Annotated in this window: 10 protein-coding genes; 7 read left to right on the forward strand and 3 right to left on the reverse strand. The window is 57.9% G+C overall.

Annotation, left to right across the window (positions count from 1 at the left end; translation table 11 throughout):
• Positions 1-27: 27 nt before the first annotated feature.
• The 7 genes from AKJ29_RS07865 (at position 28) to AKJ29_RS07895 (ending at position 8,772) form a co-directional block, all read left to right on the forward strand.
• The gene (locus AKJ29_RS07865) at positions 28-1,356 is read left to right on the forward strand and encodes an Hsp70 family protein (RefSeq protein WP_235477353.1); all 1,329 of its coding nucleotides are present in this window, start codon (positions 28-30) and stop codon (positions 1,354-1,356) included.
• 259 nt (positions 1,357-1,615) lie between these two features.
• Positions 1,616-3,331 (forward strand): methionine--tRNA ligase, encoded by a 1,716-nt coding sequence (gene metG, locus AKJ29_RS07870; RefSeq protein ID WP_055189645.1) that lies wholly within the window; start codon positions 1,616-1,618, stop codon positions 3,329-3,331.
• Between the two features lie 461 nt (positions 3,332-3,792).
• Positions 3,793-4,293: an NUDIX hydrolase gene (locus AKJ29_RS07875; RefSeq protein ID WP_055189646.1), complete on the forward strand. Its 501-nt coding sequence runs from the start codon at positions 3,793-3,795 to the stop codon at positions 4,291-4,293.
• A gap of 261 nt (positions 4,294-4,554) precedes the next feature.
• A complete protein-coding gene (locus tag AKJ29_RS07880) occupies positions 4,555-5,034 on the forward strand; it encodes a DUF1178 family protein (protein WP_055189647.1) in 480 nt (159 codons plus the stop codon).
• A gap of 80 nt (positions 5,035-5,114) precedes the next feature.
• Positions 5,115-5,759, forward strand: a complete 645-nt coding sequence (locus AKJ29_RS07885; protein WP_055189648.1) for an SDR family NAD(P)-dependent oxidoreductase — start codon at positions 5,115-5,117, stop codon at positions 5,757-5,759.
• Between the two features lie 298 nt (positions 5,760-6,057).
• Complete coding sequence (locus tag AKJ29_RS07890) at positions 6,058-7,293, forward strand: aspartate kinase (protein WP_055189650.1); 1,236 nt, start codon at positions 6,058-6,060, stop codon at positions 7,291-7,293.
• 300 nt (positions 7,294-7,593) lie between these two features.
• Positions 7,594-8,772: a hypothetical protein gene (locus AKJ29_RS07895; protein ID WP_139231322.1), complete on the forward strand. Its 1,179-nt coding sequence runs from the start codon at positions 7,594-7,596 to the stop codon at positions 8,770-8,772.
• Positions 8,773-9,180: 408 nt separating this feature from the next.
• Here AKJ29_RS07895 and AKJ29_RS07900 read toward each other — a convergent pair whose 3' ends face one another.
• From AKJ29_RS07900 to cysK, 3 genes are all read right to left on the reverse strand, one after another.
• On the reverse strand, positions 9,181-10,188 hold the full coding sequence (locus AKJ29_RS07900) for a hypothetical protein (RefSeq protein WP_139231323.1): 1,008 nt from the start codon (positions 10,186-10,188) through the stop codon (positions 9,181-9,183).
• 224 nt (positions 10,189-10,412) lie between these two features.
• Complete coding sequence (locus AKJ29_RS07905) at positions 10,413-10,697, reverse strand: hypothetical protein (protein WP_055189653.1); 285 nt, start codon at positions 10,695-10,697, stop codon at positions 10,413-10,415.
• 63 nt (positions 10,698-10,760) lie between these two features.
• Positions 10,761-11,831 (reverse strand): cysteine synthase A, encoded by a 1,071-nt coding sequence (gene cysK, locus AKJ29_RS07910; RefSeq protein ID WP_055189654.1) that lies wholly within the window; start codon positions 11,829-11,831, stop codon positions 10,761-10,763.
• Positions 11,832-12,171 lie beyond the last annotated feature (340 nt).

Raw genomic sequence — 12,171 nt, forward strand, 5'->3', positions numbered from 1 at the left:
AGCCCGACGCCTGAAAGGACCGTGCACATGTCCGCTTGCATGCCGATGTCCGATGCCACCCCGGAACAGCCCTGCATTCTGGCCGTGGATTTCGGCACCTCCAATACCGCGCTCGCCCTGATCGAAGACAACCGGATCCGCCGGATCCCCGTTGAAGGCGCATATGACACATTGCCCACGGCGGTGTTCTTCCCCGCTGACGGCGGCCCGATGCGGATTGGCCGGGCCGCAGCCGACGCTTTGATCGACGGTGAAGAGGGGCGCTATATGCGCGCGCTGAAATCCATCCTCGGCCAGCCCCTTCTGCACGAAAGCCGCCTGCTCGGAGGGAAACGCCAAACACTTGCCGATGTGATCACCGCCTTCCTGATCGAGGTCAGAACCCGGGCTGAAGCCGCAACAGGCAAGAGCTTTACCCACGCAGTTTCCGGCCGCCCGGTCCGGTTTCACTCGGACAACGACGCTCAGGACCAACAGGCCGAGGCCGACCTGCGCGCCTGCTACCTTGCCGCCGGGTTTGAAAAGGTGGATTTCCTATACGAACCCGAAGCCGCCGCCCTTGCCCGTCACAAACTTGCCTGTCACAAACTTGGTGAGAACGCGACCGCACAGACCGGGATGATCGTCGATATCGGCGGCGGCACGTCGGATTTCACCCTCTATCGTGATAATGGCGGCACGGTCGAGATCCTCGCCAGTCACGGGATCCGGCTGGGGGGAACCGATTTTGACCAGCGCATTTCCCTGACCCATGTGATGGGGCTTCTGGGTCATGGGGGCACCCTGAAACGCAGCTTTGGCGAGGGCGTTTTGCCAATGCCCAAAGCGATCTTCCAGGACCTGTCAACCTGGCCCATGATCCCCTTCCTTTATACACGAGAGACCGAGCGCAAGGTCGACGACCTGCTGGCCCATGCGACCGACCCGGAAAAACTCACCCGCCTCAAAGAGGTGATCACGACCCAGCTGGGCCATGAACTGGCCTTCGCCGTCGAAGCCGGAAAAATCGCCGCCAATGCCGCCACACCCCGCGCGATGATCGACATGGCCTTCATCGAACGCAACCTGTCCGCACCGATCACGCCGGGCAGCATGACCGCCGCCCTGACCGGCCCCGAGGCCCGGTTCGACGAGGCCCTGAAGGGGGCAATCTATCAGACCTTGATGCGGGCGGATTGCCTGCCCGCACAGATTGACAGGGTGATCCTGGTCGGCGGCTCCAGCCTGATGCATCTTGTGTCGGATGTGATCTCGGCAACCTGTCCGCAGGCAAAACTCACCCATTCCGAAGCATTCACCGCCGTGGTGGACGGATTGGCAATCGCAACGGCGCCCGCGCCCCGCCCCCCCGCCTGAATAACCGGGGAAAGGGGCGCTGCCCCTCGCGAGACAAGCTCGCTCACCCCGGGATATTTTCGGCAAGAGGAAAAGAGCACCTGCCATCTTCCTCTTGCCCCAAATATCTTGGGGGAGAGCCGCAGGCTCGGGGGCAAAGCCCCATTCTGCGCGCTAGGCTCCTCAAGGTCACTGCCCTCTGGCCCTTTCACCAAATTCCGCGTAGACAGGCGCGAACCTGAATTCGCCCTCATTACGGCCAATAAACGGAAATCTGCACATGAACCGCGTTCTCATCACCTCTGCGATCCCATATATCAACGGGATCAAGCATCTTGGCAATCTTGTGGGCAGCCAGCTGCCTGCCGATCTTTACGCCCGGTACAACCGCGGGCGGGGGCGCGAGGTCATGTTCATCTGTGCCACCGACGAGCACGGCACGCCCGCTGAACTGGCCGCGGCCAAGGCCGGCAAGCCGGTGGCGGAATTTTGCGCCGAGATGCACGAGGTGCAGGCGGGTATTGCCAATCAGTTCCGCCTGTCTTTCGACAATTTCGGCCGTTCCTCCAGTGCGCAAAACCGCAAGCTGACCCAGCATTTCGCGGGCAAGCTGGCGGAAAACGGCTATATCGAAGAGGTGAGTGAGAAGCAGGTTTACTCCAACGCCGACGGGCGGTTCCTGCCGGATCGTTACATCGAGGGCGAATGCCCGAACTGCGGTTATGACGGTGCGCGCGGGGATCAATGTGAAAACTGCACCAAGCAGCTTGATCCCACCGATCTGATCAACCCGCGCTCAGCCATTTCCGGGTCCACCGATCTGGAAGTGCGCGAGACCAAGCATCTTTACCTGCGCCAGTCCGCCCTGAAAGACAGGCTGGACGCCTGGATCGACACCAAGACCGACTGGCCGGTGCTGACCACCTCGATTGCCAAGAAATGGCTGCATGATGGCGATGGTCTGCAGGACCGGGGTATCACCCGCGATCTGGACTGGGGGGTGCCGGTCAGGAAGGGCGATCAGGACTGGCCCGGCATGGAAGGCAAGGTCTTTTACGTCTGGTTCGACGCGCCGATCGAATATATCGCCGCCACGGCCGAACTGGCTGATGAACGCGGCGAAGGACCGGAGTTCTGGGAGCGCTGGTGGCGCACCGACAAGGGCGCGGACGACGTGCGTTACGTGCAGTTCATGGGCAAGGACAACGTGCCCTTCCACACGCTCAGCTTCCCCGCCACGATCATGGGCTCGGAGGAGCCGTGGAAGCTGGTGGATTACATCAAAAGCTTCAACTACCTGAACTATGATGGTGGGCAGTTCTCGACCTCAAAGGGGCGCGGCGTCTTTATGGATCAGGCGCTGGAGATCCTGCCGGCGGATTACTGGCGCTGGTGGCTGCTGTCGCACGCACCGGAAAATTCGGACAGCGAGTTCACCTGGGAAAACTTCCAGGCTTCGGTGAACAAGGATCTGGCCGACGTGCTGGGGAATTTCGTCTCCCGCGTGACCAAGTTCTGCCGTTCCAAATTCTCCGAAGCCGTGCCCGCGGGCGGGGCATATGGTGAGGCAGAGGCCGCTCTGATCGCGGATCTGGGCGCCAAAATCCGCGCCTATGAGGGCCATATGGAAGCGATGGATGTGCGCAAGGCAGCCTCAGCGCTTCGCGGCATCTGGGTGGCGGGCAATGAATATCTGCAATCCGCCGCGCCTTGGGCCACCTTCAAGACAGACCCCGATCAGGCGGCCGCACAGATCCATCTGGCCCTGAACCTGATCCCGCTTTACGCAGTGCTGTCAGCCCCGTTCATCCCCGATGCGGCGGAAAAACTGGCTGAGGCGATGAAGATCGAGATGGCGTGGCCGGGTGATGTGGGGGAGGCGCTGTCGCGTCTTGAGGCCGGACATGAGTTTACCGTGCCGGACAACCTTTTTGCCAAGATCTCGGACGAAGAGCGCGAAGGCTGGCAGGAGCGGTTTGCGGGCACCCGCGACTGATCGCAGGCCACGCCCCCACACGAAAAACCGACAAAAGCCGTGCCGCCAAGCGCGGCTTTTGCAATTTGGAACCGCCTGCCCTATCCGTTAAAGCGTTTCGGTTTTGCCCTGTGCGTGACCCTGCTCATGCGTCAGGATCTGCTGCCCCCAAGGGACGCCGTGACCGAGGGGGGCCGCCAAACGCCCCAGAAGCGAGCTGGGGCACCCCGTCCGCATGTTGTGCCCCGACATCACCAAACCGCAATATCCTGCCACGCGCCGCCCGTTTTATTTGGCGTTTGGGAAAAGTCGCGCTATCTTAAAAGTGTTTCGACTTATTATTGAGACACAATACTGAGGCGAAACGCTCGAAACCTACTGATGTTGCGGGCATTTCGAAATCAACTTGTGTCTCAAGTTAATCTCGAAACGCTTTAAAGAAAAGATAAGACAATCCCCGAAAAATATGGGGGAAATGAACCATGGGCGACAGCAAAGGCGGCAGTAAATTGACCATCGCCAAGGGAAAACAGAAACCAATCCGGCTTTCGCTTTCCGACAAGCGATCCGTGCGCACCCAGTTTGGCGCGCTGCCTTACCGGATCAAGGATGGCAAGGTCGAGATCTTGCTGATCACCTCACGCGGCAGTGGTCGATGGATTGTCCCCAAGGGCTGGCCGATGGATGGGGAAACCCCCGCAGGCGCCGCTGCGACCGAAGCGTATGAAGAGGCGGGTGCTGAGGGCAAGCTGAGCCATCAGGTGTTGGGATTTTATGCCTATGACAAGGGGCACGCGGGAGAGAAGCTTCCCTGTGTCGTTGCGATTTTCCCGCTTAAGGTCAAGAAACTGTTGAAAAACTTTCCCGAAGCCGGGCAGAGGCGGCGCAAATGGGTGAGCCAGAAAAAGGCGGCTCAGATGATCAGCGAACCGGAGCTGCGCCAGATCATAAAAGCGTTTGATCCCAAGGCGTTGCGCGGCTGATGGCGCGCGGCTCTGCCTAAAGTGTTTCGACTTATTGTTGTGTCTCAAGTTAATCTCGAAACGCTTTGGGGTATCTGCGGCGTTCTGCGCGCGCCTCAAGGCAACAGGATCGCCCTGTTTTCCTGCTATCCTGAGGAACTGGGGCGCAATAATTAGCCTGGGGTTACCCCGCATGTCTGGCTTGTCCCGAAACGCTTTATCCCCCTTGCCATGCCCCGCCTGCCCTTCCATATTAAAGGACGCCGGGAAAATGGGGCCGAGATGATCAGATACGCCTTGAAATGTGACCAGAACCACGGGTTTGAAAGCTGGTTTCAGAACGCTCAGGCCTTTGACAGCCTGAAGGCGGCGGGCATGGTGACGTGCCCCGACTGTGGTTCCACCAAGGTCGAGAAATCCCTGATGGCGCCAAAGGTGCGCCCATCACGTAATGCGGTGGCGACCGCGTCTGAGCCTCTGCCCGCCCCCGCTGCGCCCCCTGCCCCGGACACGCCTGCCCCCGTGGCTGCCGCGCCGGACCCGGAGATCGCCCGCCAGATTGCCAAGCTGAAGGCCAAGGTTGAGGCGGAAAGCGATTATGTGGGGGACAAGTTCGTGTCCGAGGCCCGCGCCATGCATCTGGGCGAACGCCCCGACCGGCCGATTTATGGGGAAGCCCGGCTGGAAGATGCCAAGGAATTGCTGGAGGAAGGCGTGCCGGTCATGCCCCTGCCCTTCACCCCCACCCGCAAGACCAACTGATCCCTGCCCCACAAAGGCCCGTGACCCGGTGCGCGCACTCTGATACCCTGGCGGCATATCGACAGGATCGAGAGGGTGACATGAAAGTGGTGATCACAGGGGCCAATCGTGGCATCGGACGGGCGTTGTATGACAGCTATCTGGCGCGGGGCGAGACGGTGATCGGCACCGCACGGGGCGGCAAGGAGGGCATGGTGGCGCTGGATGTGACCGTGCCCGACAGTTTTGCCACGCTGCAGGAGGCGATCCGGGAGGATCCCGTTGACCTCTTGATCTGCAACGCCGGTGTCTATCTCGATAAATTTGAACGTCTGGAGGATGGATACCCGGCTGAACAATGGGCGGACACATTTGCCGCCAATGTCACTGGCGTTTTTCAGTCTGTGCAGACCCTTTTGCCCAACCTTTTGTCAGCAAAAGGGAAAATCGCAATCATTTCATCCTGCATGGCCAGCCATGAGCGGGCTCCGGGAGGGAGTTACATCTACCGGGCCTCGAAGGCGGCTGTCCTGAACCTGGGGCGCAATCTGGCCACGGATCTGGCTGCGCAAGGGGTTGCGGTGGGGATCTATCACCCCGGTTGGGTCAAGACCGATATGGGGGGAGAGGAGGCCGATATTACGGTAGAAGAGGCCTGTACAGGACTAACCCAGCGATTTGATGCGTTGTCGATGGAGAGCACCGGGTGCTTTGAAACCTGGGACGGGCATCCGCACCCGTTTTAACGCTGCTCTGAGCGTGACGTTGGGATTGGGGGAAAGGGGCGCTGCCCCTCGGGCTGCGCCCTCACCCCGGGATATTTGTGGCAAGAGGAAGGGGGCGGCGGAAAGAGGCGTGTAAAGGCACGAGTTGGGAGGAACGGGATGGGGCTACTGTGAGCAGGCGGGTCGCATTACATCGCAAACATGGGCCATTTCCACGGTTTTATTGCGTCCAGAGGGGCGTGCGGGTTCGATCCTGTCTTGCCCTTTGCGCCGACCCTGCGTAAGACGGGCCGGACGAAAATTCAGGGATGGGGGAACCATGCCAACTCTGGTGATGAAATTCGGCGGCACCTCGGTCGCCAACCTGGACCGGATTGCGCGCGCCTCGAAGCGGGTGGCGCGCGAAGTGGCCAATGGCTATGACGTGATTGTCATTGTCTCGGCCATGTCCGGCAAAACCAATGAGCTTGTGGGCTGGGTCAGTGACACCTCGCATCTTTATGATGCCCGTGAATATGACGCGGTGGTGAGTTCAGGCGAGAATGTGACCGCGGGTCTGATGGCGCTGCGCCTGCAGGAGATGGGCATCCCGGCGCGCAGCTGGCAGGGCTGGCAGGTGCCGGTGAAAACCACCAGCGCGCATAGTTCCGCCCGGATCGAAGAGATCCCCAGCGACAATATCAACGAGAAATTTGCCGAGGGCATGAAAGTGGCCGTTGTGGCCGGTTTCCAGGGGATCAGCCCCGAGGGTCGGATCACCACGCTTGGGCGTGGCGGATCGGACACCACCGCCGTGGCTTTTGCCGCCGCGTTTGAGGCCGAGCGGTGTGACATCTACACCGATGTGGACGGGGTTTACACCACCGACCCGCGCATTTCCGACAAGGCGCGCAAGCTGGACAAGATCGCCTTTGAAGAGATGCTGGAGCTGGCGTCCTTGGGCGCCAAGGTTCTGCAGACCCGGTCGGTTGAACTGGCGATGCGCTATAAGGTCAAGCTGCGCGTCCTTTCAAGCTTTGAAGAATATGACCCGGAAGCAGGCACCCTGGTCTGCGACGAGGAGGAAATCATGGAACAAAACGCCGTATCCGGTGTCGCCTATCAGCGCGACGAAGCCAAAATGACCCTGATTTCGGTGGCGGACCGCCCCGGGATTGCCACCGCGATCTTCACGCCGCTGGCCGAGGCCGGGATCAATGTGGACATGATCGTGCAGAACATTTCGGAAGAAGGTCGCACCGACATGACCTTCTCCTGCCCCGTCGATCAGGTGGCGCGCGCTGAAAAAGCGATGCAGGATGCCAAGGAGCAGGGCCACATCAACTTCCACGACATCGTGGCGGATACGGATGTGGCCAAGGTGTCGATTGTCGGCATTGGCATGCGCAGCCAGACCGGTGTGGCGGCCAAGATGTTTGACGTGCTGTCGCGTGAGGGCATCAACATCAAGGTAATCACCACTTCGGAAATTAAGATCTCGGTGCTGATTGACCGCAAATACATGGAGCTGGCGGTTCAGGCGCTGCATGACGCGTTTGAGCTGGAGAAAGCGTAAGCGCGCCTCCGACCTCAGCTGGTGAATTGAGAGCCCCCGGTGTGATGCCGGGGGTTTTGTTTTTTGGGGGCGCCCCGCTCAAACCACAGCGAAGCGGACGGGGTGCGCCCTTCGATGGCAGTTCTCAGACCGGAGCGGACGCGATTCTAATCGCTGAACACTCTGTTTAACGGGAGCCAATCCTAGATTGGCGACAAGCTTTCTCCGACGCTCAAACAACCCTAAACTGTGGTGACAAAAAAGAGTGAATGTGACATCAATCAATCGTTTCAATGGCTAAGTAGTAGCGAGATCTCAAAGATGAAGCGACGGTGGGTCTGGTTCAGTCGCCAAGGTAATCCAAATCACAATGTTTTTTCGGTATTGGCTTGCTTGGAGACGATTGTAAGCACCGTTATTATTTGGTGGTGCATAGATGTTTTTTTCAACTGGTCAGGTTCACTGCTATTAGCGGCATGCCTCACACCAATATTTTTCCTGAGATCCCCTGAAAGCCAAAAAAGTACTCAGGAATACTTTGAGCGTGCAGTTAATAGGCCTCATCGGTTTCAACTGTATGGAGTAATGGTATGTATCTGGTTGTACCATTTTGAAGCTCCAATTTGGCTGTGGGTTGTGGCTGTTCCCTTCGGTGGTTTGGTCATTGGACATTTATTCAACGCTTGGTACGTCCAGTTCTCTCGCTCTCTCTTTTATTCTCGGCAAGGCATTAAGCAGCTACCCGAAAACTATTACACAGCACTATTCGTCTACGATTTAACGTCGCTCCCAGAAATGTTTCCAGGGAGCGAAGGTATAGACGCAATCCCTCATTGGAAACACTCGGTGTTCTTTTTCCCGCATCCTCGCAACCCATTGACGTTTCTACTTAGTTTATGCTGGACGTTCTCACTGATCAGCATTGTAGTTTTACGCTTCATGGCCAAGGCTTCAGCGTTGATATATCTTCCACTTGTATATCTTTCGTGGCCGAGTGATTTCCAAACCAGCCTTCAGAAACAGATGATCTGGATTAAATCTCAATCAGCAAAATCTATCGAGCTCTTCAAATTCTGGTTTGCGTGCACGACCGTTTTGCTCTTCGCTTTGTCCGCTTTTCAAGCGGCGAACATGCTTGACCTAAACGCCATTTTATCTGATGAAAATCCTATAAGTACGCTGGTTGTCCTATATTATGTTACCGATTTATCAAAAATCATGCCTTGGCATTATTTGTCATTAAGTAATTCCTTACTCTCAATTGCTCTCTATTTTTTGATGGACGGTTGTCGCAAGGAGGCCATTGCGGGGCAGTCGGCGTTTCCTAAAAGAGTGAGCTTGATCATTATTGGCACAAGGCTGCGATCAGTACTTTCGATTTTCTGGATTGCTATCGTTATGTTTTTCACTTTGAAATTCTATTATTTGCGATGCGATATCTCTGGGATCGCAGCCCAAGTATTGGGTTATTTCTTGGGAGAAACGTGCGGGGCCATATAGTTTAGCGATAAGGGCGCGCATGTTTTGAATGTGCCTTGCGACAAGCCAGGGGAGATTTCACGAGCCGAGCAATTTACGCAAAACGAAACGATTATGTGAGTTGAATGAGCGAGGGTTGCAACTTTGGAAAGCCCACTATCTGCCCGTTGCGCATTCCATGGCAATCAGCATGTTGGGCATAATGCTTATATTGGCGCTGTGTTGAACGGGTCAATTTCTTGCTCCCCCTTTCCCCAAAGGCCGGGGAGAAGCTTCGAGGTTGGGCGTTTAGCCCATCCACCCATAAGGCGGGGATTGCAAAATCGCCATGTCATCCTCGGACATTCCTCCCGCGATCCTTCAAGCAGAGGGGGCGAGAGGGAGCGTTCGCGGTGTTGGTCGAGATGGCGAGGTTACAGTCGAAACGCTTTATTCCGGGGGGGTTAGCAAGGTCAGTCTGCTCACACGCTTGTCCTGTCCAAACTCGATCAGCGCAAACCATTTGCCGAAGGGAACCTCCTCCTCTGCCCCCTGACCTTGCGGGCAGGTCTGGATCGCGAAACTCTCTGACCGGGCGGTATAGCTGGCGGGCACCCGTCCGAGGATGCGGATCACCTCGCCACGGGTCAGGCCGACCCTGAGACCCGAGGGCAATTGCCAATTCGGTGAGCTGGCGGAGATCGTAACAACCACATCCTGGAAGAAATCAATATCCGCGCCAATGAGCGTCATCCGATCAATGGGTTCATCACTGAAAGAGGTCTCCTCGGTGGCCTCGGCGGTTCCGAGCTTGCCAAGGGCCGCGAGCGGATCCCCCATCCTGACGCCATTCATGCCAAATTCCGAGGCGGGCAGGCAATCGAAGTCGGCGCCATATTGGCGGGTTTCCATCAGGATCGGCGTGGCCACGGACGTAGAATGCTCCGAGATCCAGGTCTTGCTGTCCCAGTCCCAGCTCTGACCGGCCGCCACTTTGGCATCATAAAGCCCGCCCCCAAACCCATAGGTGACCGTTTCGGGGGTGCATTCGAACCGGGCGGCCCGCACGCCGCTTTCTGTTACCTCAACCCATCCAAACCGCCTTTGTGGCAGCTGCATCTCTTCCTCGGAAAACGGTCGTTCAAAACCGCCGCCGACATTATAGCCATAGTCGTGGTTGTAAAACGTGACGGATTCGCTGATCGCGGTTCCAAGCCCCGACCAGGGTTCAAAATCAACAGTTTCAATGGGTTCTGACAGGAACAGGTCAGGGGTGCCGCCAATCGGCCCATAGCTGTAGGTTGCGACCTGATCATCGAAACACACAAAAACCTCGGTGCCGCGGTCATCAAACCGGCAGGAGGTGAATGCTTCCTGTCCCTGCGGACATCCGGCCATCGCATCCGTGGCCAGCAAAATTCCCAAACAAAACGGACTGACCCCGAACGCGTGTCTCACTCACCCTGCCCCTATGAAATGCCTTTACGATATCCTAAAGTGTTTCGACTTATTATTGAGACACAGTAATGAGGCGAAACGCTCGAAACCTACTGATGTTGCGGGCGTTTCGAAATCAACTTGTGTCTCAAGTTAATCTCGAAACGCTTTAAAGATGATGATCAGGTTTCCCATCAAAGTCTAGCGCCGTATCGTAGGCACTTTGCGCACGCCAAGAAGGGGGGCTATCGGGTCACGGGCCCATGTGTCAGGCCAAGATTTCGTGCCGCCTGCAGCATGGCCGCACCGGCATCCATCGCGGGATCCGAGGCGCAGAGGGCGGATATTTCCGCGTAGAAATCGGAATGCAGCCTTGGGGGCGCCGCCGAGGGGGAATGGAAAAAGGGCTGGGTCAGATCCACCCCCGCGATCTCATTGTCGCGGATGACCTTCTTCATCACGATGAGGAGGGGCAGCACATCCTCCGCAGGCAGGCCGGGATCATCGAAACTGCCGGTTTTGCGCTGCATCCCGCCCCGCCCTGCACTCCCCCGCGCCCCGAAGGCCGGGGGAGCGTGTTCCAGATGAGGCGCTTAGCCCATCTGCCCGTAAGGGGTGGATTGCGAAATCGCCACTTCATCTTCGGACATCCCTTCCGCGATGCCTTCAAACAGCGGCGTGGACAGGTAGCGTTCGCCGGTGTCGGGCAGCATGACAAGGATATTTGCGCCCTCCGGGGCATCCTTGGCGACCTCAAGGGCGGCGGCCAGTGTGGCGCCTGCCGAGATGCCGACGAAGATGCCCTCTTCTGCGGCCAGTCGCTGCGAGAGCGCAATGCCATCCGGCCCCGGCACCTTGATCAACTGATCATAACCGCCCTTGTCCAGCGCCTCTTGCAGCACATGGGGGATGAAATCCGGGGTCCAGCCCTGTATAGGGTGCGGGTTGAAATCCGGGTGGCCTTCGGTGGGCTGGTTTTCCTCGTTGCGGGTGTTCACATAGCCCGAGCTGATCAGCGCCGCATTGGCGGGTTCTGCCAGGATGATCTTGGTGTCGGGGCGTTCACGGCGCAGCACCCGCGACACACCAGAGACCGTGCCGCCGGTGCCATAGCCGGTCACCCAGTAATCCAGTTTTTCCCCCTCGAAATCGGCAAGGATCTCTCGCGCGGTGGTGTTTTCATGGATGTCGGCATTGGCGTCGGTTTCAAACTGGCTGGCAAGGAACCACCCGTTTTTCTCGGCCAGCTCCTTGGCCTTGGAATACATGCCAAACCCTTTGAGCTCCTTGGGGGTAAGCACCACCTTTGCACCAAGAAACCGCATCAGGCGACGACGCTCAACCGAGAAGCTTTCGGCCATAGTCACCACCAGCGGATAGCCCTTGGCAGCACAGACCATGGCCAGACCAATACCGGTGTTGCCCGAAGTGGCCTCAATCACCGTTTGCCCCGGCTTGAGCGCACCGGAGCGTTCCGCCGCTTCGATAATATTCAAAGCCAGCCGGTCCTTGACCGACCCCGCCGGGTTGGCCGCCTCAAGCTTGACGAACAGATTGACATGATCCGGACCGATCCGGTTCAGCCGGATCACCGGCGTGTCCCCCACGGTTTCCAGCACGGATGCGTAACGCCGCCCACGGCCATTGGTTTGTCGCACAGTCATAGCAAAGTCCTTTTGTCTGGAAATCCCGATTTTCGGGAGGAATTTACAACAAAGCTAGGTCAGCTTCCCACCCAGCACCAGATCACGGTGAGGAAAAAGAACATTTTCCCCAGCCCACCCCGGCTCAAAGGGCAATATCCCGGCGCTGAACCCGTTACAAATGGCCTGTTCCTTGGGCCCTCCCCCCGCAGGACTGACCATTTGACAGGCAATGCAGAAAGATTTGAGATTTCACGTTATGGTTGTTGCGACCCCGCCTTCCCACCACCAAAAAGCAAGCCCTTGTTGTCAAAAGGAAAGTTTTCCCCAGACCGATCCTCAGCGCCCCATCCCCCCTTGC

Source organism: Aliiroseovarius crassostreae (genome assembly GCF_001307765.1).
Taxonomy (GTDB): Bacteria; Pseudomonadota; Alphaproteobacteria; order Rhodobacterales; family Rhodobacteraceae; genus Aliiroseovarius; species Aliiroseovarius crassostreae.